The organism is Salinibacterium sp. SWN167 (assembly GCF_015864665.1).
Classification (GTDB): Bacteria; Actinomycetota; Actinomycetes; order Actinomycetales; family Microbacteriaceae; genus Rhodoglobus.
On the sequence record NZ_JADYWU010000002.1, the window covers coordinates 652,875 to 673,887 of the forward strand.

General features: G+C 62.9%; 19 protein-coding genes. 12 read left to right on the forward strand and 7 right to left on the reverse strand.

Annotated elements, in window-relative coordinates:
• Nucleotides 1-773: 773 nt before the first annotated feature.
• From I6E60_RS12985 to I6E60_RS13000, 4 genes are all read right to left on the reverse strand, one after another.
• Nucleotides 774-2,378, reverse strand: a complete 1,605-nt coding sequence (locus I6E60_RS12985) for a GTPase (protein WP_197180741.1) — start codon at nt 2,376-2,378, stop codon at nt 774-776.
• On the reverse strand, nt 2,375-4,135 hold the full coding sequence (locus tag I6E60_RS12990) for a dynamin family protein (protein WP_197180742.1): 1,761 nt from the start codon (nt 4,133-4,135) through the stop codon (nt 2,375-2,377). Before I6E60_RS12990 ends, I6E60_RS12985 begins: the two co-directional genes overlap by 4 nt.
• Nucleotides 4,136-4,261: 126 nt before the next feature.
• Entirely contained in the window at nt 4,262-5,797 is a 1,536-nt protein-coding gene (locus I6E60_RS14580) for an InlB B-repeat-containing protein (protein ID WP_197180744.1), read from the reverse strand.
• 270 nt (nt 5,798-6,067) lie between these two features.
• A complete protein-coding gene (locus I6E60_RS13000; protein ID WP_231601542.1) occupies nt 6,068-7,408 on the reverse strand; it encodes a PHB depolymerase family esterase in 1,341 nt (446 codons plus the stop codon).
• A 257-nt stretch (nt 7,409-7,665) separates the two neighbouring features.
• On the opposite strand from I6E60_RS13000, the gene I6E60_RS13005 reads away from it, so the two are divergent.
• Nucleotides 7,666-7,962: a Gfo/Idh/MocA family oxidoreductase gene (locus tag I6E60_RS13005; protein WP_307784449.1), complete on the forward strand. Its 297-nt coding sequence runs from the start codon at nt 7,666-7,668 to the stop codon at nt 7,960-7,962.
• Nucleotides 7,963-8,131: 169 nt separating this feature from the next.
• Here I6E60_RS13005 and I6E60_RS13010 read toward each other — a convergent pair whose 3' ends face one another.
• Nucleotides 8,132-9,715: an InlB B-repeat-containing protein gene (locus I6E60_RS13010; protein WP_197180747.1), complete on the reverse strand. Its 1,584-nt coding sequence runs from the start codon at nt 9,713-9,715 to the stop codon at nt 8,132-8,134.
• A gap of 285 nt (nt 9,716-10,000) precedes the next feature.
• On the opposite strand from I6E60_RS13010, the gene I6E60_RS13015 reads away from it, so the two are divergent.
• The 7 genes from I6E60_RS13015 (at nt 10,001) to I6E60_RS13040 (ending at nt 15,400) form a co-directional block, all read left to right on the forward strand.
• Entirely contained in the window at nt 10,001-11,047 is a 1,047-nt protein-coding gene (locus I6E60_RS13015) for a Gfo/Idh/MocA family protein (protein ID WP_197180749.1), read from the forward strand.
• 123 nt (nt 11,048-11,170) lie between these two features.
• Nucleotides 11,171-13,033 (forward strand): BCCT family transporter, encoded by a 1,863-nt coding sequence (locus I6E60_RS13020; RefSeq protein WP_197180751.1) that lies wholly within the window; start codon nt 11,171-11,173, stop codon nt 13,031-13,033.
• A 108-nt stretch (nt 13,034-13,141) separates the two neighbouring features.
• Entirely contained in the window at nt 13,142-13,324 is a 183-nt protein-coding gene (locus I6E60_RS14480; protein WP_231600929.1) for a hypothetical protein, read from the forward strand.
• On the forward strand, nt 13,324-13,737 hold the full coding sequence (locus I6E60_RS13025; RefSeq protein ID WP_197125128.1) for a TadE/TadG family type IV pilus assembly protein: 414 nt from the start codon (nt 13,324-13,326) through the stop codon (nt 13,735-13,737). The genes I6E60_RS14480 and I6E60_RS13025 overlap by 1 nt, the downstream gene beginning before the upstream one ends.
• The gene (locus I6E60_RS13030) at nt 13,712-14,164 is read left to right on the forward strand and encodes a hypothetical protein (RefSeq protein ID WP_197180753.1); all 453 of its coding nucleotides are present in this window, start codon (nt 13,712-13,714) and stop codon (nt 14,162-14,164) included. Before I6E60_RS13025 ends, I6E60_RS13030 begins: the two co-directional genes overlap by 26 nt.
• Complete coding sequence (locus tag I6E60_RS13035; protein WP_197125123.1) at nt 14,164-14,607, forward strand: Tad domain-containing protein; 444 nt, start codon at nt 14,164-14,166, stop codon at nt 14,605-14,607. Before I6E60_RS13030 ends, I6E60_RS13035 begins: the two co-directional genes overlap by 1 nt.
• 139 nt (nt 14,608-14,746) lie before the next feature.
• Complete coding sequence (locus tag I6E60_RS13040; protein WP_197125121.1) at nt 14,747-15,400, forward strand: SDR family oxidoreductase; 654 nt, start codon at nt 14,747-14,749, stop codon at nt 15,398-15,400.
• Here I6E60_RS13040 and I6E60_RS13045 read toward each other — a convergent pair.
• Together I6E60_RS13045 and I6E60_RS13050 are read right to left on the reverse strand one after the other, a co-directional pair.
• Complete coding sequence (locus tag I6E60_RS13045; RefSeq protein WP_197180755.1) at nt 15,390-16,031, reverse strand: LysE family translocator; 642 nt, start codon at nt 16,029-16,031, stop codon at nt 15,390-15,392. The genes I6E60_RS13040 and I6E60_RS13045 overlap by 11 nt on opposite strands.
• Before the next feature lie 64 nt (nt 16,032-16,095).
• Nucleotides 16,096-17,352: an MFS transporter gene (locus I6E60_RS13050; protein WP_197125117.1), complete on the reverse strand. Its 1,257-nt coding sequence runs from the start codon at nt 17,350-17,352 to the stop codon at nt 16,096-16,098.
• A 98-nt stretch (nt 17,353-17,450) separates the two neighbouring features.
• Between I6E60_RS13050 and prfB the strand changes: the two genes are divergently transcribed.
• From prfB to smpB, 4 genes are all read left to right on the forward strand, one after another.
• Complete coding sequence (gene prfB, locus I6E60_RS13055) at nt 17,451-18,557, forward strand: peptide chain release factor 2 (RefSeq protein WP_197125115.1); 1,107 nt, start codon at nt 17,451-17,453, stop codon at nt 18,555-18,557.
• A gap of 140 nt (nt 18,558-18,697) precedes the next feature.
• Nucleotides 18,698-19,513 carry a cell division ATP-binding protein FtsE gene (ftsE, locus tag I6E60_RS13060; RefSeq protein WP_197125113.1) on the forward strand — a complete coding sequence of 272 codons (816 nt, stop codon included), beginning with the start codon at nt 18,698-18,700 and terminating at the stop codon, nt 19,511-19,513.
• Nucleotides 19,510-20,427 carry a permease-like cell division protein FtsX gene (ftsX, locus tag I6E60_RS13065; protein WP_197180757.1) on the forward strand — a complete coding sequence of 306 codons (918 nt, stop codon included), beginning with the start codon at nt 19,510-19,512 and terminating at the stop codon, nt 20,425-20,427. Before ftsE ends, ftsX begins: the two co-directional genes overlap by 4 nt.
• A gap of 94 nt (nt 20,428-20,521) precedes the next feature.
• Nucleotides 20,522-21,001 (forward strand): SsrA-binding protein SmpB, encoded by a 480-nt coding sequence (gene smpB, locus I6E60_RS13070; RefSeq protein WP_009771737.1) that lies wholly within the window; start codon nt 20,522-20,524, stop codon nt 20,999-21,001.
• Nucleotides 21,002-21,013: the final 12 nt, after the last annotated feature.

Below are 21,013 nucleotides of genomic sequence, written 5' to 3' on the forward strand. Positions count from 1 at the left end.
TAGCTAGTCGGTGAGCTCAAGCACCATTCTCGTCGCCTCGACCGAGTTGAGGTGAACGGATTAGCAGATGCTTTGACACTTGCGAGATGCGGGACCGCAGGTTTTCCAGCCACTCCACCACCTCCTCCACGTGAATCTCCCGGCCGAGGGAGTGAAGTACACGGCTTGTGTGGTCATAATTCATGTACCTCCAAGTGCCTTCGGGTGCGGTCGCGCCGTTTCCCCAAGCGACCATCGCGCCATCCGGGTCTGCGAGGTAAAGTTCTTCAAGCCTTTCGTCAACGTGCGTCAGATCGTTCCGTATAGTGTCGAGATCTGCGGGCTCGATGTTGGGCAGTCCCACAAGGTGACGCATGTCTTGGTCTCGGTGAGGGAACTCGCGGGAGACTGCCGACCTACGCCGGGATGAAGGCCAGAAAAAATCCCCAGCCACTGCCGCGGAGAACAGAAATGAAGAGGCCGTTTCAACAGAGTAGTCTCCGTCAAGGATCCGTCGCCCGGCTGTTATAGCCGCTTGCACGTGAGGCGTGAGCTGGGTGAACATTAGCCAGAGCAGCTGGCCTGGAGTCGAAATTCCGGGCCAATGAATGACCCACGAGTCGTAGGAGTCCGGCGACGGGTGCTGATCACTCATTTACATGTCCAAAGCATAGGCTGAATATTCATCCGGATGAAATATTTCTCGTGTATCTCACGTTAGCTCGTGTTCCGCATCTTGCTCGTCTCTACCGCGGCTGCGATTTTCGCTGCCACCCTTGTGTCGCAGGCGGGGGCTAGCGCCGAGCGATCTGCAGCGCCGCCGCCACAGCCCGCGCCTGCTCGAGCGCCGTGGCGACGGGTGCCACGACATCCCGCTGCACGACCTCGTCGACCGCGGTGAGAAGGCGGCGGCGGGTGCGGCGCCGGCGACCGCCCGCAGCGATAGCGCTGAGCGCCGCCGACAATAAGCCCAGCACGATGCCGACGAGTACCGCCGCAATCAGCAGCAGCGTCGGTATCGCCCATCCGGTAAGTGGACCTTCCTCCACAGCGGGGAGCGGGAACGCCGGCAGTCCAAACGTCGGCAGCAGCGCGGTACCCACCAACCAAAGCGCTCCGCCCAGACCGGCGATCGTCGCGATCCACTGCACGATGCCCACGAGCACCCACCACCACGAACCTTTCGCGGGCAAAGGAGTGCGGGCAATAGCAAGATCGAGAGTGGCCGGCAGAGCGTCGAGGGCGTGCTCCGCAGTGGTGCGCGCGGCGGCTCGCCACGGGGCAGAAACTCCCGCCCCAGCGTCGTCGGTGAACGTACGAACGGCCATTGACATCCGGGCCTGCGCGCCAGCGCTCAAGAGCGGCATGCTCGTCCGGTGAACATCGGGGTCATCGCCACGACGCTTTGGGCCAAGACCCAAGCGAGTGAGCGGGTCAGCGCGCAAGCGACCTATCCACGACACGAGCGGCCACCCGGTGGCCTGCCCGGAACGCTTGCGATATGAACGAGCAACAGCGGATGCCACGATGTCGACGCCCGCAGCCGTCCCGACCTCATCGCGCAGCCGGGCGGCGCTCTTCGGGTTGACCTTCTGCGGCGAACCCGGATCGTCGATGCGGGCGGCAAGGGTCTGCACGTCAGCGCTGAGCCGCGCATCCCGCACCGCCTTCGACGCCGCAAGATCACCGATCGCCTTACGCAAAGCGTCGATACCCTCGCCCGTGCGGGCACTCACCGGCAGCACTCGGGCGCGGGGAATGCCATCACGTTCAACGATCGCCTGGAGCGACGTCACCACGGCGGCACGATCATCCGCACTCAACAGATCGACCTGATTGAGCACGACCAGAGTCACAGCGGCGTGCTTGGCGTGCGGCGCGATGAACTGCGCGTGCAACACATCGTCGGCATACTTTTGCGGGTCCACGACCCAGATCAGAGCATCCACTTGACCAGCGAGTCGTTCGGCGACAGCACGATTGCTGGCTTCCACGGAATCGACATCGGGCAGATCAACGAGCACGAGTTTGCTCGCACGAGCGTCGAAAGGCGTCGACCGGTCGACCCGTTCGCGAACCTCAAGCCAGTCGAGCAGTTCGCTCGCGCCGGCCGCCTCCCACGTCACCGCAAGAGCTTCGGAAGTGGTGGGGCGGCGCACGTGCGCGACCGCCACCTCGTCACCCACGAGGGCATTCACGAGACTCGACTTGCCTGACCCGGTAGCGCCGAAGACGCCAACGACCGTGTGCTCGGGGGAGCGAGAGCGGCGCGCCTCGGTCTGCGCGAGCAGCGCGCGAGCATCGCCGAGTACGTCGGCGGGAATACGTCCGGCGCCCGCCTCAGCGACGGTGCGCAGCGCGACAATTCGCTCGTCGAGGCTGGGCTTGGCGGCGCTCACGAGGTGCCCTTCGCAGCACGCGCAACGTCATCGAGCAGCGCCTGCGATTCGCGCCGCAGCGAATCGGGAGTTGCACCGAACCGAAGCGGCTCCAACGCGACACTCAAGCGCGCGACTTCCGCGTCGAACAGAACGCGAACGCGCGCGTGCAGATCCTCGCGGGCTTCGCTCGCCAACTGACGCACGGCATCCTCACCAAAGATCGTCTCAAGCAGCTTCTGGCCGAGCACCGCTGACCCACCCGCAATCGCAATCTCGCCACCGGTGAGCCCACCGGTCGAAGCGAACACGACCACCATGAGGGCCACCGTCACGACGTTCAAACCGAGCGACAGAATGCGAGCCCGGATGCGCTTATCGCCCGCATTGTCGTGAATGAGCTGCATTAGCGCGCCCTGCCATTCGCGAATCATCGCGGTCGTGGCGTGAGGCAGTTCGGGGCTTTCGCTGCCCAGTTCCGGATGCCGTTCAGCGATGGTCTTGCCGGCCACGCTGCGTTCCAGCCCGGCCCACGCTGCCGCGGCAGCGCGCCCCGCCTGATCAACGATCACGGTCTGCAGTCCCGTTTCGATCTGGGTTTCGACTTCAACCACGGGGTTGGGTTTGCCCGTGATCCACGCTGTCGCGCGGTCGCGTGCCGCGGAGAACCACGAGTCAACTTTTCTGAAGAAGTCGGAGGTGCCGACGAAGTCTTGCCAGCGGGCCAGCACTTCGCCGCGCATCAGGGCGCCGTTCTGCGTGGCGGCGTCCACCGCGTCGAGCGCGGCGTCGTACTGCGCAGCGGCGGCGACGTGCGCGGCGTCGAGCCAGTCGAGTTGCTGCTGCCGAGCATCCGCAATCACCACCACTTGGCGGTCGAGCTCGCTAATGGCGCCGCTGAGCGTGCGGGCGGCGATGCGGGAACGTTCGGCGCGGTCGCCCGCGATGGAGCTCAGCCATTCGCGCGGACGTTCGACGGCGCTGGCGGGCAGCATGCCCAGGTCGTCAAGACGCTGTTCGTCGATGGAGAAAACGGGAGCGTCGCTAAGGCCGCGCTCCGCCAGCATCGACTGAAGGTCGGGAAGGATCTCGTCGAGAGCGCCGGGTGGCACCCGGTTGAGCACGATGCCGACGGTAATGGAGCGGGCGGCTGCGCTTTCGAGGAGGCGCCACGGCACGGCATCCGCATAGCGATTCGCGGTCGTGACGAACAGCCACAGGTCGGCGGCGGCAAGCAGTTGGGTGGCAAGCGCCCGGTTTTCGTCGGCGACCGAGTCAATATCTGGGGCATCAATGATCGCGAGCGAACGAGGAACGCTCTCGTGCTCGAGAAGCATGAGTTCACCGATGCGTGATTCTTCAGGCGTATCGCCGGCGCTTGACGCGGGCGTTCCGGGGGCGCTGATGCGGCCTCGCACGCGGGCAAGTCCGGGAAGAATGCGGTCGCTCGCGAACCATCCCGCATCGACGGGAGCGTGCACCAGAATCGGCTGCCGGGTCGTGGGGCGGATGACGCCGGCCCGAGTCGTCGCAACGCCCAGAAGCGCGTTCACGATTGTCGACTTGCCCGAGCCAGTGGAACCACCCACGACCGCTAGCAGGGGCGCATCGAGGTCTGCTAACCGAGGGCGGATGTAGTCGTCGATCTGTCGCACTGCGGCTGCGGCAGCCTCGCGCTGCGTTACGACGCCATCAAGATCAAGGGTCAGCCCGGCATCCGCCAGTGAGGCCCGCAGGCGCTCAAGCGAGAGGATCGCGGGCGCACTGTTATCGGTCACCGCTTAAGCATGCCGGGTGCGCGGCCAGTTCGCTAACTTTTGTTGTACACAGCGGCGGCGTTCTCAGACTCCGTGGCGTGCCGGTGTCGCGCGGAGGTGCCCACCGTTGGGGCCACCGCGCCATCGTTATCCTTGGCGGGCGCTGGTGCGTCGACGGAGCGCGATGAGAGCGAGGCCGGACAACAGCAGCAACGCCGTGGCGCCCAGGGCAGGTGTCGGATCGATTCCGGTGGCCGCGAGTTCTGCAGTTGCGGTAACCGTGGTGGCCGCTACTACGGCGGCCCAGGTCGCGACAAGCGTGATGGGAGCGGTGACGGGAGAGCCGAAGTTGTAGCTGGTGCCGTTGACGGTCCAGCCGGAGAAGGTGTATCCGTCGCGGGTGGGCGCGGTGGGGGCGGTGACAGTGTCGCCAGCGACGATCGCTGCAGCGGGGGCGCTGATGCCGCCGGCCGCATCGAAGCTGACGAGGTAATTGAACCCGATGGCGATGCTTCCGCCTTCACCGACTAAGGAAGTTGCAGCCGAGTAGCCGACCCCGGTCGGAGTGACCGTGTTGGTTATCAGGGATGCTCTAGGGCCTCCGCCATCGAGTGAGGCACCAGTATTCGGGGTGCCGTGAATATCCAGGGTGCCCGGGTTCCCGTCGTCGCCGCCGCCGATGCCAGCGGCGTTGCTTCCTCCGGTTGCGGTCGTGGTGCCGCCGGTGATGGTGGTCGTTTCGGCGCCAGAGCTAAACGGGCCGCCCCCGATGCCAGCACCGCGCTCGCCGCCGTTTGCGGCGACGGTGCCTCCGTTGATCATGGTGATGCCGCCACCGGCGCCATCGCCTCCGCCGATACCGGCGCCGGCGGAGCCGCCGTTTGCGGCGACGCTGCCTCCGTTGATCGTGGTGATGCCGCCGTTAGCGAATTCGCCTCCGCCGATGCCGGCGCTGCCATAGCCGCCGTTTGCGGTGGTGGTGCCGCCGTTGGTGGTGGTGGTGCCGCCGCTGCCGTAGTAGCCTCCGCCGATGCCGGCGCTGCCATAGCCGCCGGTTGCGGTTGTGGTGCCGCCGTTGATGGTGGTGGTGCCGCCGCTGCCGTAGAGGCCTCCGCCGATGCCGGCTCCGAAGTAGCCGCCGGTTGCGGTGATGGTGCCTCCGTTGATGGTGGTGGTGCCGCCGCTGCCCAAGGAGACACCACCGATGCCTGCTCCGGATAAGCCGCCGGTTGCGGTGATGGTGCCGGCGTTAATGATGATGGTTCCGGCATCGCTGGCATCGACGAGGGCGCAGGCTGCGGCACGGCCTCCGATCCCGGAAGCGCTGTCTCCGCCGGTCACGTTGAGGGTGCCTCCGCCGGTGGCATTGATGATGAGTGTGGAGGTGCTCGGCACGCCGATTGCGGCCAGAGGGCCACTTGGGCTGGTGATGTTGAGCGTGTACCCATTCAGGTCGAGGGTGATTGCCTCACCATCGTCGATCGCAAGCGAGTCTCCGCCGTCAGAGTCGATATCGGCGTCGAGCACGACGGTGTCGCCGTCGACTGCGAACGCAGTCTTGAGTGCACTCCAGCTGTCTACGGTGACGCTCGCAGCGGTCGCGGGCACCGCGACGGCGAGAGCCAAGGGGATGGCCAGCGCGGTTGCGAGCGCAGCGGTTTTCAGAAATGGGCGTGCGAGCATGAGTGATCTCCGGGTGATCGTTCGGAACATCGTTCATCCCGCAATGGTTATCTAGAAGCTAGCAGGTCGATGCTCACCTCTGGGCACTCGAGTGACCCCACTTATGGTGTGTGGTTTCGCGTCGCCGCAGGGTGGTAATTAGGAACCGAGCATGCCGGGGCGGCGCCACTCCGCCAAACCCTCTCACTGTGCGTGCCGCTGTCGAGCGTCTCCGGAACAGCAGGAGTCCCGGAGACGCCCTTCGAGAGCGCTAGTCTGCGGTGCCGACTGTTAGCCGCAGCTACCCGTTTTTACCCAACTCGTTGCGGAGACCTGCGAGAGACTCGTGATCGTCGCGTCGCCCTGACCGAGGTAGCTCAGCGATCCCTTCGCGTAGTAAGGGTTGTACGGGTTGAACCCGTACGCGAACGCGCGCCCTGCGGCGGCATGCTGCGCGTTGGTGGCAGTGAAGCAGGTCACAGGATCTGGCGTTGGCGTCGGCGTTGGTGTCGGGGTGGAAGTGGCCGTCGGCGTCGGCGTGGGCGTCGGAGTCGGGTCAGGTCCGGGAGTGCCGGTCCGGTCAACACGACGATTGTTGTCGAAGAAGAACCCGGTCACATACGCCGGGTAGTCAACGCTGTTCGCATTGATATACGTTCCTCCGGTTCCCGCTCCTGCTGGCCAGTTGTGGCCGAGGTTCGAGTTCTGAATTACCGATACCCGCGGCCCCGTGGCATCCGAGTAAAGAGTGCCCGAGCCGGCAGTGTTGTTGCCGGCCAAGCCGCTCAAGCTAAACGTTGACGTGCTGGATGCCCCGTAAATGCCCGCCATGATTTGGCCGTTGAGGGTGTTGTATCCCGTCGACACGGTGCTGTCGTTGCTGCCATAAATGACCGAGGTGAGCTGGGTCGAGAACGCCGCAGAGTTAGCGCTGCCGAAGCTGGTGCAGGTGTTCGTTCCCTGCGATTTCGACACCGCGACACTCGAAATCTGGCCAGAAGTGGTGCCCACCGTGGGGCCGGCATTGATGCCCATTCCCGCAAAGATGTCGGGGGCGAGGCATCCCATCACCATGGTTTCTCCACCGCCAGATGACAACCCGGAGATATAAACCTGATCGGCGTCGATACCCAGACTGGCGCGCGCGGTTAGGGTCGTGGCGAGGTTCAGCAGGTTGTCGTCGTGCCGGGCCGGATTGCTGCGGGAGTGATTGGAGTCGTAGTAATCCCAGCATCCGAAGACGACGCCACCGTTCGGGGCATCGGGGAGCGCGACGACCATTCCATAGTCTTCGGCAGCCGCTACCCAGTTGGCGTTCGCTTGAAAGTCGCTAGCCTTCTGGGCGCAGCCGTGAAGGCTGATCATGAGCGCACGCCCGGCAGGGAGTTCGGCGGCAGTGGATGGTGTGTAGATGCGAGTGCTCATCCCTGCAACCGTTTCGGTAGCCCAGGTTCCCGGAACGGCGGCCGAACCGCCGGGATCCGACGAGTTGCTGCACCCGGGCAGCATCTCGAAACCGGGCGGGCACGTGATCGCGTGGGCCGCGAGGGGCGCTCCTGCCAACGTGGCGCTGACCAGGGCGAGAGAGGCGAGTACTGCCGGGATGGTGAGCCGGCGTTTAACAGTGGACATTCGGAATACCTCCGCACGTCGCAATCCGGTCTTCGCTCCGAGCGTCATTGCGCGGATGTCCCGAACGGACTGCGCGCCGCGAGAATATCGCGACGCTAACGGCTGCCACGGTGACGTGTCAGTCCGTCTAGATCAACCTACTCTGAAACCTGAATCATGTCTCATGTTTTCCACAGGTACTGCGATGACGCTGGGGGCGGCTCCTAGAATCGTCGTGGCCTGCGCCGCCGCAGTCCTCCCCGACGAGAAGGATGTTTGTGTTCCCCACCGCATTCCCGGCCCCGATCATTCCTGCCGCCGACTCCGTACCCGCTCTGCGCTGGGGCATCATGGCTCCCGGTGGAATCGCCGCGACCTTCGCCGCCGCGGTGCAGTCGCACACCGAACAGAAACTTGTGGCTGTGGCATCCCGCAGCCTCGACCGTGCCCAAGACTTTGCGAAGACCTGGGGCATCGAGAAAGCGTACGGCGACTATGCCGAGCTACTGGCTAACCCCGACGTCGACGTGATCTCTGGCTGCCACGTTCGGGTTGCTGAGTTGTCAAACGGCTAGCCGCAGTTCGCCGTCTTGGCCCAACTCGTTGCGGAGACCTGCGAGAGACTCGTGATCGTCGCGTCGCCCTGACCGAGGTAGCTCAGTGATCCCTTCGCGTAGTAAGAGTTGTAGGGGGTAAACCCATACGCGAACGCGCGCCCGGCGGCGGCGTGGGCGTCGGAGATCGTTACCGCTGAGGAGCGTTGCCGCGGCGATGGAATGCAACGAGAGCGATTCCCATCAGCAGCAGTAGCGCTGCGGCGCCCAAACTGGGCATTAGGTCGATGCCGGTCGCTGCGAGCTCTCCGGTGACCGCGGCCACTTCGGTCCAGGTTGCGGTGAGTGTGATTGGTTCGGTCACGGGGGTGGTGAAGTTGTAGGTGGTGCCGTTGGAGGTCCAGCCGGTGAAGGTGTAGCCGTCGCGGGTGGGGTCTGTCGGTGCGGTGATCGTGCTGCTGTCTGTGATGGTCTCGGCGGCGGTGCTGGTGCCGCCGTCGGCGTCGAAAGTGACGAGGTGGGTGACGGCGGCCACTTCGGCCCAGGTTGCAGTAAGCGTGATTGGTTCGGTCACGGGGGTGGTGAAGTTGTAGGTGGTGCCGTTGGAGGTCCAGCCGGTGAAGGTGTAGCCGTCGCGGGTGGGGTCTGTCGGTGCGGCGATGGTGGTGCCGTCTGTGATGGTCTCGGCGGCGGTGCTGGTGCCGCCGTCGGCGTCGAAAGTGACGAGGTGGGTGACGGCGGCCACTTCGGCCCAGGTTGCGGTGAGTGTGATTGGTTTGGTCACGGGGGTGGTGAAGTTGTAGGTGGTGCCGTTGGCGGTCCATCCGCTGAAGGTGTAGCCGTCGCGGGTGGGGTCTGTCGGTGCGGTGATCGTGCTGCCGTCGGGGATTGCCTCAGCGGGGGTGCTGGTGCCGCCGTCGGCGTCGAAGGTGACGAGGTAATTGAACCCAATGATGATGTTTCCGCCGTTGCCGATGAGGGAAGTGGCCGCAGAGTAGCCGACACCGGCCGGCGTTACCGTGTTGACGATCGGGGACGCTGATGAGCCGCCACCGTCGAGTGCGGCACCAGCATTCGGGGTGCCCCGAACGTCTAGAGTGCCCGGCGCGCCAGCGTCGTAGCCGCCGCCAATTCCGGCTCCGCCGTCTTGCCCGCCGGTCGCGGTGATGGAGCCGCCCGTAATGGTGGTGGTGCCGCCGGTTCCGTTGTTGCCGCCGCCGATGCCTGCGCCGCCTGCGCTGCCGGTTGCGGTGGTGGTGCCGCTTTTGATGGTGGTGGTGCCGCCGGTTCCGTTGTTGCCGCCGCCGATGCCTGCGCCGCCGGCGCCGCCGGTTGCGAGGATTGTGCCGCTGTTAACGATGACGGAGCCGCCATCGTTGCCATCGTTGCCGCCGATGCCTGCACCGTGCAGACCTCCGGTTACGGTGAGCGTTCCGCCGCCGGAGGAAACGATGGTGAGCGTGGAGGTGCTAGGAACCTCAATCGCCGCCAGAGAGTCAGGGACGTTACTGTTGATGGTGAGGTCAAACCCGTTGAGGTCAAGCGTGATCGATTCGCCAGGTTTGACCGTTATTGACCTGCCTGCCGGAGCAACGACATCGGCAACGAGGAGCACAGTGCCGCCATCGGACGCGTAAGCGAACGCATCTGGCATGCCGCCCCAAGCGTAGACGGCGTACGTTGCGGCGTTCGCTGGCAGTGCGCCGGCGAAAGTCAAGGCAAGCGCAACGGCGACAGCGGTAATGCTGGGCAAGATTTTGGGGCGAGGAATCACGATAGTTCTCCGGTTGGTCGGGTGGCGGAGCTGCAGGAGGGGTAATCCCAAGTACAAAGGGCTGACGCTAGCAGAAGCAGTCGTAGCACCGGGCCGTTCGGGCGGAGATCGCCCTTTTGGGCGCCCACTTCGGAGGTTAGCTGCGCACGTGGGCTTGCGCCGTCAGCCCTTCCCTCGAGCAGCGGGGAGCGCTCCCGACGACTCAGAACTCTGCGGCGGCTCGCCCCTGTTCGAGTCCTAGACTGGTCGGGGCCTGCGCCGCCGCAGTCCTCCCCGACGAGAAGGATGCTTGTGTTCCCCACCACGTTCCCGGCCCCGATCATTCCTACCGCCGACTCCGTACCCGCTCTGCGTTGGGGCATCATGGCTCCCGGTGGAATCGCCGCGACGTTCGCAGAAGCCGTGCAAGCGCACACTGAGCAAAAGCTCGTTGCCGCGGCATCCCGCAGTCTCGACCGCGCGCAAGACTTTGCGAACACGTGGGGGATCGAGAAAGCCTACGGCGACTACGCCGAGTTGCTGGCCGACCCTGACGTCGACGTGATCTATATCGCGGCGCAACAGCACGTGCACCGCGATCTCGCACTGCAGTCGATCGCCGCCGGCAAGCACATCCTGGTCGAGAAGCCGTTCGCCATGACCGGGGCCGAGGCTCGCGAGATAGTCGCAGCCGCCCGCGCCGCCGGGGTGTTCGCGATGGAAGCGATGTGGACTCGCTACCTTCCCCAAACCTCGATTATCAGTCAGCTCATTGCCGACGGCACCTTCGGCGAGATCCAGCTCGTCACCGCCGACCACGGCCAGTTCATCCCTGAGGGCCACCGGGTGCGCTCACTCGAGAGCGGGGGAGGAGCGCTGCTCGACCTCGGCATTTATCCCATTGCTTTCGCATCGCAGATTTTGGGGGCGCCCACCGCCATCCATAACGTCGGTTCTCTCATCGAAAGCGGCGTGGATGCTCAATCCCTCCTTACGCTCAGCTATGCGGGCGCGGCTCAGGCCCAGCTCAACACCACGTTGCTCGCGCGCACCCCCATCACGGCATCCGTCGCGGGCACTGAGGCACTGTTGGAGACCGGCAATGGCTTCTTCACGCCCACCTCGTTGACGCTCTCAAAGCCCGGTTTCGATGGCGAGTCCATTCATTGGAAAGACGAGACGGGCATCGTCGGCCACCAGGGCCTCAGCTATCAGGCCACGGCGCTCGCCGGGTTTGTGGCGCAGGGGCTCACCGAGTCGCCGGTGCACACGCTCGACGAAACCGTCGCCATCCTCGACACGATCGATTCGGCTCGCTGGCAACTCGGATACCGCTTCGGCTCCGAACGGTAAAGCGATGGGCGCGGCCGACGCTGCGCCCGCTAACCATGTATCGCAGACTGCGAATACGCTACTAGAACTCGATGTCTACGCTTGTAGCCCGTCGAGCAGTGACCCCACGCGATCGGAGATCTCATGACCGCAGAATCGACCATCCCCGCAGAGCCCGAGGTTCCGGACCGTCCGACCGCCACACGCATGCTCGCACCGTGGGTATTCTGGCCGGCCGCTGGCCTCATTATCTCGATCACCGCGTTCTCGATCATCGCACCAGACCTCGCGAACGCAGTATTCAACACCCTGCAGTCGAGCGTCATTAACTCGTTCAGCTGGTACTACGTGCTGATCGCAGCATTCTTTGTTGCCTTCGCGCTCTACCTAGGATTCAGCCGCTACGGCGACATCAAACTGGGAAAGGATGACGACGAACCCGAGTTCTCCATGATCGCGTGGATCTCCTTCCTCTTCGCCGCGGGCATGGGAATCGGTCTTGTCTTCTACGGCGTCGCCGAGCCCCTCAGCCATTTCGCAAACCCGCGCCCTGGAGTGTCGGGCACGGAGATCCAACTCGCCCAACAAGCCATGAGTCAAACCTTCCTGCACTGGGGTGTGCACGCCTGGGCTATCTACGTGGTGGTCGGCCTCGCGCTCGCGTACGCCATTCATCGTCGCGGTCGCCCCATCTCGATCCGTTGGACTCTTGAACCGCTGCTCGGCAAGCGCGTTCGCGGTGGCTGGGGCAACCTCATCGACGTCATCGCGCTCGTCGGCACGGTATTCGGTGTGGCGACCTCGCTCGGCCTCGGTGTTCTTCAGATTTCTGCCGGTCTCGAAAAGACGGGAATCGCCGAGTCGAATCTCACGACGCAGATCGCCGTCATCGTGGTGATTGTCGCGTTCACGATTCTGTCGCTGGTGTCGGGTATCGGCCGAGGCATGAAATGGCTCTCGACCACGAACCTCCTGCTGGCGGCTGTTCTGCTCGTGTTCTTGCTCATCGTCGGGCCGACAGCATTCCTGTTCCGCGAGTTCGTGCAGTCGATGGGCAACTACCTTCAGGGCTTCATCGGGCTCAGTTTCAATGTCAGCGCCTACGAGGGTCAGGCTGGCGAACAGTGGCAGGCCGGCTGGACCACCTTCTACTGGGGTTGGTGGATGTCGTGGGCTCCGTTCGTCGGCGTTTTCATTGCGCGTGTCTCCAAGGGCCGCACTGTGCGCGAGTTCGTGGGCGGCGTCATGCTCGTTCCCACCGTGCTCACGTTCCTCTGGTTCAGTGTTCTTGGCGGCAACGCGATCTACCGTGAGCTCTACGGTCAGGGCGGGCTCGTTGCTGCCGACGGATCGGTGGATGCCGATTCCGCTCTCTTCGATCTGCTTGCCGGTCTCCCGGCAGGCACCGCTCTCACGTTCGGAGCCATCCTGCTGATCGGAATCTTCTTCGTCACCTCAGCCGATTCCGGTGCCCTCGTGATGTCGATGATCGCCACCGGTGGCTCCGCTGAACCGCTCAAGCGCATCCGCGTGTTCTTTGCTCTGCTCGCATCGTTCTTGGCGATCGCTTTGCTGGTAACCGGTGGGCTGCAAACGCTGCAAACGGCCGCAATCCTGTCAGCGCTCCCGTTCAGCGTGGTGATGCTGATGATCTGTGCGGCGACAGTGACAGCATTCAGTCGCGAACGGCGGGCATATGAGCGTGCACAGCGTGCTCAATTCGTTGATCACATCGGAACGTTCTACGGCCTCGAGGTCGAAGAGCCGCTGTTGCGCGATACGGTTCACCCGCTTCGTGCTGCCCTCGATCGCCTCCGCAAGAAGGCCGCGCAGTCGGGCGGCGGAATCTCGCAGGTCACCGAAGATGCCATTCTTTCCGACACCGGTTTGCCATCGCCAGACAACATTGCTCAGGCCGATGCGATCGTCGAAGACGAGGTGGAGACCCTGCAGGCGTTCCAAGCCGAGGCGCAGGCCAAGCGCAAGAAGAATAAGTCGACAGAGTAGGTGGCAGCAGGCGGCCGAGGATTGTTCGCGCCGCTTGCAGCCCCGTTGTGGAAAATCTTTACGCACATTTGTGTTTCGCTCAATGATTACAGAGTGAAATCATCTCAATTGCTACTGAAGAGCGGGCTTTCCCGAGGCACCCGAGCGCTCACATCAGAGCGAGGAGACGTACCGGGCTGGGTGCTGATTACTCTCATGACCGCAGGTCTTGTGGTCATTATTTGGGGTCTTGCGGGTCCAGCACTCAGCTCGGTTTTTGAACAGGCTATTGATCGCGTCACCGGCTTCTAATGCGTGCGCGCTGGCGCGAACGCGGCAGGCGGCTGGGTGCTGACGAATCGGGGTCCGCCGTGGTGGAGTTCGTTCTCGTTTCGGCTCTGTTGACGGTGTTGACGCTCAGCGTCATCCAGCTGGCTCTTGCGTTGCATATCCGCAATACGGTGTTGGATGCCGCGGCTGAGGGCGCGCGCTACGCCTCCCTTGCCGACACCTCGTTGGGCGATGGCGTCACTCGCACTCGTGACCTCATCTCCACGGCGCTGTCGCCCGGCTATGCGTCGGATGTGAGCGCAAGCACCACGTCCCACCTCGGGCAACCCGCCGTGCTCATCACCGTGCGGGCACCGCTGCCGCTCTTTGGCCTTATCGGTATTAGCGATGGCTTGGAGGTGTCGGCCCATGCGGCAATCGAGCAGGTTCGCTGATGAACGGGGTTCGTCATCCCTGGAGTTCATTACGGTCGGCATGGTGATGCTCATTCCGCTCGTGTATCTGGTGCTCACGATGTCCGCGATTCAGTCCGGAGCTCTTGCTGCTGAGGGGGCTGCCCGCCAGGCGGCGCGCGTGTTCGTTCAGGCTGAGACTCTCAGTGAGGCGAACGCAGCGGCATCGCGCGCGGTCGAGTTCGCCCTCGACAATCACAACGTGGATGCCGCAAGCGCGGCGGTCACGATCTCGTGCGCACCCGATCCCAGCGATTGTCTGTCCCGCCACAGCTTCGTCACCGTGCAGGTGGCTATTGCCGTGCCGCTCCCGCTGGCGCCGCCGGTGCTGAGCGGCTCATTTCCTCTAGAGGTGCCGCTCGATGCGGCCGCAACGCAGCAGGTTTCTCAGTTCGCGGGGTCGCGCTAGTGAGCCGGCGCGATGGGTTGCGTGACGACGATGGTTCTGCACTCCTGCTCACCATCTTCTATGGCTTCCTCTCACTCGTGCTCATTTTCTTGGTGGTCGCGGCAACCTCGCTCTATCTGGAACGTAAGCGACTCTTCACACTCGCGGATGGCGCTGCTCTCGTCGGAGCAGAATCCTACGATCTCGACGATGTGCTGCGAACGCCCCAGGGGTTTCGCCCGCAATTGACGCCCGCCAAGGTCGCGGTCGCGGTGGGGGAATATGTCGCTGCCGCCCCGACCTCAGAGTTCGACGGGCTCACCATCGAGCACGCGACGAGCATCGACAGCTCCAGCGCGACGGTCTCGCTGTCTGCTTATTGGCGACCGCCGTTCGTCTCGCTCTTGGTCCCGGAGGGCCTGCGTATTGAAGTGACGGCGAACGCGCGTTCGGTCTTTTCCTAGCGTCCTCTGGAGGCCCGACACGAGCACACTGAAAACCTCCAGCCAGCGATCACATTCCATCCAGCGAACAGGGAGTTTCAATCCGTAGCGTGGGTGATGCGCTTCTCGCAGGCGCATCACCGAAGCAAAGGAGTTAGCCATGAAACGAATCGCTATCGTCGGAGGCCACGGCAAGATTGCCCTGAGTCTGGCCGAGCTTCTCACCTCTCGCGGCCACCACGTGCACTCGTTGGTCCGCAAGCCTGAGCAGGAGGCTGACATCAGCGCCACGGGCGCCATGCCCGTCATTGCAGACATTGAGGCGCTGAGTGCCGAAGAGCTTTCTGAAATTTTTACAGGGCACGATGTCGTCGTGTTCTCGGCGGGTGCTGGTGGGGGAAGCCCCGAACGCACCTATTCGGTTGACCGTGATGCGGCCATCCGCACCATGGATGCTGCTGCCCACGCGGGCGTCAAGCGCTACGTCATGGTCTCGTACAAGGGTGCCGGTTTCGATCACGGTGTTCCCGAAGACAACGCTTTCTTCGCGTATGCAGAAGCGAAGGCTGCTGCCGATGAACACCTCCGCACTGGCCCCCTCGAATACACCATCGTCGGCCCTGGATCACTCTCGAGCGAAGCCGCATCGGGCATGATCGGCGTCGGCGATGACGCCACCGACGAGCACACGAGTCGCGACAATGTGGCCCGGGTTCTCGCTGAGGTGATTGATGCCGACAACACCATCGGTCACACCATCGAGTTCACTGATGGGTCGACCCCGATTCCGGATGTTATCGCCGCTATTGCTTAGCGTGCGGGATAAATAGAGATCCCACTCCCAGCGCAATCAACGCCACCCCACCGGTTGCGCTGAGGGTGGTGATTCTCTGTGGTGAGCGCGCGAACCAGTCGCGCGCGAAACCGGCAGCGATCGCCCACGACGTATCCGTCACTACCGCGATCGCCATAAACAGCAGGCCCAAAAGGAGCAATTGCAGTTGCACATTGCCAGCTCCGAAGCTCACGAACTGCGGCAAAACGGCAACGAAAAACACGGTCGCTTTGGGATTCGTAATGCCGACAACGAAACCTTGGCCGAAGATGCGCCAGCGTGACTGTGGGCGGGGAGCTGCGTCATCCGCTGTCGTGTGAGCGTTGCGGTGACGGATCGCTTGAACGCCGAGGTAAATCAGGTAGGCGGCGCCGAGATACTTCACGACGGTGAACGCAATAACGGATTGCGCGATGATCGTGCCGACGCCAAAGGCCACGGCGAAGACAAGCACAACTCCTCCCGTGGCATTACCTAGAGAGCTGATGATGCCGCCAAGCTTTCCCAGCGAAAGCGAACGGCCTATCAAGAAGAGCACACTGGGTCCGGGAATGAGGATGATCGGCAGAGCGATGAGCACGAAGGCAATCAGGTTGCTGTTCGGGATCATTTCGCCAGTCTAGGGCTCCGGGCTCGCCGGAGAAGACCGGCCGGCCAGGGCTACCTCGTGGTGCCTAGCGCTGTGGTTTGGTGATGTACCGCGGCACGTACCGCACCATGATTCCAGCGCCGATGAGGCCCAGTATTCCTACGGCCCCCGCAGCAAAGGAGATGGAGGCCACGGCCGTTATCCCTGCGATGAGCAGGGGAGAGGATGCCTGGCCGACGCCTCCGGTGAAGCGCCAGGCTCCGAGGAACGGGGCAGGGTTGTCTTGCGGAGCAAGGTCGGCGCCGAGGGTCATCAGGATGCCGCTGCCCAAACCGTTGGCGAGTGACAGGAACATGGCGGCGAAGATGAACCAACCAACGTTCTGCGCTGAGTCGTGGGTGAACGAGAGTACGAGGTGGCCGATGCCGAGACCAACGAGAGAGGGCACGGCGGTCCACAAGCGTCCGAAGCGGTCCATGATCTGGCCGCCCGTGTAGAAGAGGGCGAAGTCCACCGCCCCGGCGATGCCGATGATAATGGCGGTGTTGGTGTCGGCGAGCCCAATGCTCACGGCCCACAGCGGCAAGATTACTTGGCGACTCGCACGCATTGCTCCGATGACGGCGGCACCGAGGCCGAGGCGCGAGAGCAGCGCACGATTGCGGTGCACAGTAGCGAAAAGCCCGTGTGATTCTTGCTCTACTAGGGCTTCGCCGTCACGCAGCGTGCGGTTGTTGATGCGAGTGGTGTGCACCGCACCGAACGTTGTCGCGGGATCGGGAAGGAGAACGAGCACCGCGGCGGCGGCAAGTGCTGCCACAACATGAATCCAAAAGGCAGCAGTCACGGTGCCGGTGAGGTGAATGACTCCGGCAGAGATGAACGGTCCAATGAATATGCCGAGCCGGAAGGTTCCCCCGAGTGTAGAGAGCGCACGGGCCCGATAGGCGACGGGAACGAAGCTTGTGAGAAAAGCATGTCGCGCGAGCGCGAACACGGCAGCAGCCAGTCCGAGCAGCAGCACACCGAATCCGAGTGCGACGGGGTTGGGGGCGAGAATCGCGATCACGACTCCGATGATGGAGAGTGCACTCGCGCCGATCATGGCCGGGCGTTCGCCCACACGGGAGATGAGCCATCCGCTCGGAATATTGCCGAACAGCTCGCCGAGGGTCAGCACGGCTGCGACGAGGCCAGCAATTGCCAGAGTCGCCCCGAGGCTGTCGGCAGCGATCGGAATCAGCGGGATGATCGCGCCTTCACCGATCGAAAAAAGTAGTGTCGGCAAGAGAACGGGAAGCCCGATCGAGCGCCAGCTAAAGGGTTCTCCTGTTGTGCTCATCGCCGTCCATAATATGTCGTGCGGGCCAGAGGGTGCGCGCGAACGGGCACGAGGCCAACAGGTGTCGCGTGGGGTTCGCGGGTAGTCTGGTTGGTGACATGGATGAACTGGACTTTTCTGACGACATCGCGGCGCTGCGCTCCACCTTTGCGGACATTCGCCAGGTAGTCGACACCGACCGGCTCACGTCGGAGATCGCACGATTGAGCGAGGCGGCTGGTGCCCCCGATCTGTGGGATGACACCGACAAGGCGCAGAAGGTCACGAGTGACCTCAGCCACCGTCAGGCTGAGCTGGCCAAGATCAATTCCATTTCGAGTCGCCTTGACGATCTCGAGATCATGGTCGAGTTGGCGAACGAAGAGAGTGACGATCAGGCAGCGGCGGATGCTCGCGCCGAGCTCAGGGGCATCACGAAGACTTTGGGCGACCTTGAGGTGCAAACCCTTCTCAACGGTGAGTTTGATCAGCGACCCGCTGTCATCACCATTCGCGCGGGAGCAGGTGGCGTCGACGCCGCCGATTTCGCCGAAATGCTGTTGCGCATGTACCTGCGGTACGCCGAGCAGCACTCCTATCCCACGCGCGTGCTCGACACGAGCTATGCCGAAGAGGCCGGCATCAAGTCAGCGACCTTCGAGGTCGACGCTCCGTTTGCCTTCGGAACGCTCAGTGTTGAGGCTGGCACGCACCGTCTCGTTCGCATGAGCCCGTTCAACTCAGCTGGCAAGCGCCAGACGAGTTTTGCCGCGGTCGAAGTTGTACCTCTTATTGAGACGACGGATGTTGTCGAAGTTCCCGAGAACGACATCCGTGTCGATGTCTTCCGTTCGTCCGGTCCCGGCGGCCAGTCGGTCAACACGACCGACTCCGCGGTGCGCATCACTCACTTGCCCACGGGAATTGTGGTGAGTTGTCAGAACGAGAAGAGCCAGATTCAGAACCGCGCTGCCGCCATGCGCGTGTTGCAGTCGCGGCTGTTGCTACTTCAGCGTGAGCAGGAAGCGGCCACCAAGAAGGAAATCGCGGGTGTCATTACCGCGAGCTGGGGCGACCAGATGCGCAGCTACGTTTTGGCGCCGTATCAAATGGTGAAAGACCTCCGCACGGAGTTTGAGGTTAACAATCCTTCGAATGTGTTCGATGGTGACCTTGACGGTTTCATCTCGGCGGGAATCAAATGGCGCAAGCGCGCCATCGAATAACCACGACCGCTCGGTCTAGCTAGGGCTCCACTGATCAGTCGTTCGCTGCCGGTGTGCCCTGAACTGGGCCACCCTGTGAGTACGTGCCTGCGGTGCGTCGCTGCCGAGTTCTCAGGTGCGGCTCTTTAGGCTGGCTCCAAATGATTCGTTTTGATTCTGTTTCGAAGTCGTATCCGGGCACGACACGACCGGCGCTGAACTCTGTTGACCTTGAGATCCTCAAGGGCGAGTTCGTGTTTTTGGTTGGCGCATCCGGCTCGGGCAAGTCGAGCTTTTTGCGGCTGATCCTCAAAGAGGAGAACCCCACGAAGGGTTCCATCCACGTGCTCGGTCAGCACCTGAATACGCTGTCGAGCCGCAAGGTGCCCTATTTCCGTCGCAACCTTGGCGTGGTGTTCCAAGACTTCCGTCTGCTGCCCAACAAGACGGTCTTCGACAATGTGGCGTTCACGCTGCAGGTCATCGGCAAGAGCCGGGGCTTCATCCAAGAGGCTGTTCCGGATGCTCTCAAGATGGTCGGCCTCGCTGGCAAGTCGAATCGTTTTCCTCATGAACTTTCGGGTGGTGAGCAGCAGCGTGTGGCCATCGCTCGCGCTGTGGTAAACAAGCCCGCCATCATGCTCGCGGATGAGCCGACCGGAAACCTTGACCCGGCGACCGCTGCGGGAATCATGACGCTCCTCGAGCGCATCAATCTCGGTGGCACGACCGTGCTGATGGCTACCCACGATGCTGGCATCGTGGACCAAATGAAGCGCCGAGTGATCGAGCTTATCGGCGGTCAGATCGTGCGCGACGAGCTTCAGGGTGGATACCAAACGCAGACGGTTCCCACTCAGGGGCGTATTCCGCATCCTGCTGCAAGCAAGCCTGCATCTGCCGCTTCGACCGCGACCCAGTCTCCAGCACGCCCGATGGCTTCGCCGTCATCGCAGGGTGAGGGGCTCGACGCATGAGGCTCGGACTGATCTTAGGAGAGGTCGGCAGCGGACTGCGCCGCAACCTCTCGATGGTGGTCTCCGTCGTTCTGGTGACCTTTATCTCGCTCACGTTCGTGGGCGCATCCATTCTTCTGCAGATGCAAATCGGGCAGATGAAGGGCTACTGGTACGACCGCGCGCAAGTGGCGGTCTACATGTGCACCGAGATCGATACGACCGGCAATTGCACCCTGGCTGAGGCGACGGAAGATCAGATCGCGGCAGTGAAGCAACAGCTCGATTCGCCGACTCTCGCGCCGTACATCAACGAGGTCGAGTTCGAGACGCATGAGCAGGCGTACGAGAATTTCAAAGAGCAGTTTGCCGACACCACCTTTGAAGGCATCATCACGCCGGAGTCTCTCAACGAGAGTTTTCGGGTGAACCTCGTCGATCCGGAGCAGTCCGATGTTCTCATCGAGAGCCTGTCGGGGCTTGCGGGAGTCGAAAGTGTTGAAGATCAACGAGCCTATTTGGAGCCGATCTTCGCGATCCTGAACGCTGCCAGCTACACCGCAATTGGTGTCGCCGGGCTGATGCTGGTTGCTGCGGTGCTGCTGATTGCCACGACCATCCGGCTGAGCGCGTTCTCTCGACGGCGAGAGCTCGGCATTATGAGACTCGTGGGGGCGTCGAACAGATTCATCCAGACGCCCTTCATCCTCGAGGGTGTTTTCGCCTCGTTGATCGGATCAATCCTCGCGGGCGGTGCGATTGTCGCGATCGTGCAGTTCTTCGTGCGCGGTTATCTCGCGACGACACTTCCCGTCAATACCAGCCTGCTCGGCATGGAAGAGGCACTGCTCGTCGTGCCCATTCTCATCGTCTCCGGTGCTGCGCTAGCTGCGGTATCCGCCGGTGTCGCGATTAGTCGTTACCTCAAGGTGTAGTCGCCAGACCACTCTCGCGCTAAACTGGTCTGCTGCACTGTCGGCATCCGCCGTAGCATTGCAGCATCCAATTTATTGAAGAGAGAAGTGAACCATGCCCAAGGAAGGTGACCGAAAGGTTGTTGCCAGCAACCGTAAGGCGCGCCACGACTACAGCATTGAAGACACCTTTGAGGCTGGTCTTGTGCTGTCGGGTACTGAGGTCAAGTCTCTGCGGTTAGGGCGAGCCAGCCTGATCGATGGCTACGGCTACATCGACGATCATGCTGAGGCCTGGTTGGATGCCGTGCATATTCCTGAGTTCTTTCAGGGTTCGTGGAACAATCATCCTCCGCGTCGCAAGCGCAAAATGTTGCTCCACAAAGAGCAGATCCTGAAGATTCACAACAAGATCAAGCAGGGCGGCTACACGCTCGTTCCCTTGTCGATCTACTTCTTGGATGGCCGCGCCAAAGTCGAGCTCGCTGTTGCCAAGGGCAAGCGCGAGTATGACAAGCGTCAGACGCTGCGTGAGCGCCAAGATAAGCGCGAGTCAGATCGGGCAATTTCGGCCCGCAAGAACATGGGGGAGTAGCAGAACTTCGTT

Coding starts and splice junctions, on each gene's coding strand:
- I6E60_RS14580 (WP_197180744.1), bottom strand. CDS start 5,797: ATGCTCGCACGCCCATTTCTGAAAACCGCTGCGCTCGCAACCGCGCTG.
- I6E60_RS13000 (WP_231601542.1), bottom strand. CDS start 7,408: ATGTCCACTGTTAAACGCCGGCTCACCATCCCGGCAGTACTCGCCTCT.
- I6E60_RS13015 (WP_197180749.1), top strand. CDS start 10,001: ATGCTTGTGTTCCCCACCACGTTCCCGGCCCCGATCATTCCTACCGCC.
- I6E60_RS13020 (WP_197180751.1), top strand. CDS start 11,171: ATGACCGCAGAATCGACCATCCCCGCAGAGCCCGAGGTTCCGGACCGT.
- I6E60_RS13025 (WP_197125128.1), top strand. CDS start 13,324: ATGCGTGCGCGCTGGCGCGAACGCGGCAGGCGGCTGGGTGCTGACGAA.
- I6E60_RS13030 (WP_197180753.1), top strand. CDS start 13,712: ATGCGGCAATCGAGCAGGTTCGCTGATGAACGGGGTTCGTCATCCCTG.
- I6E60_RS13040 (WP_197125121.1), top strand. CDS start 14,747: ATGAAACGAATCGCTATCGTCGGAGGCCACGGCAAGATTGCCCTGAGT.
- I6E60_RS13045 (WP_197180755.1), bottom strand. CDS start 16,031: ATGATCCCGAACAGCAACCTGATTGCCTTCGTGCTCATCGCTCTGCCG.
- I6E60_RS13050 (WP_197125117.1), bottom strand. CDS start 17,352: ATGAGCACAACAGGAGAACCCTTTAGCTGGCGCTCGATCGGGCTTCCC.
- prfB (WP_197125115.1), top strand. CDS start 17,451: ATGGATGAACTGGACTTTTCTGACGACATCGCGGCGCTGCGCTCCACC.
- ftsE (WP_197125113.1), top strand. CDS start 18,698: ATGATTCGTTTTGATTCTGTTTCGAAGTCGTATCCGGGCACGACACGA.
- ftsX (WP_197180757.1), top strand. CDS start 19,510: ATGAGGCTCGGACTGATCTTAGGAGAGGTCGGCAGCGGACTGCGCCGC.
- smpB (WP_009771737.1), top strand. CDS start 20,522: ATGCCCAAGGAAGGTGACCGAAAGGTTGTTGCCAGCAACCGTAAGGCG.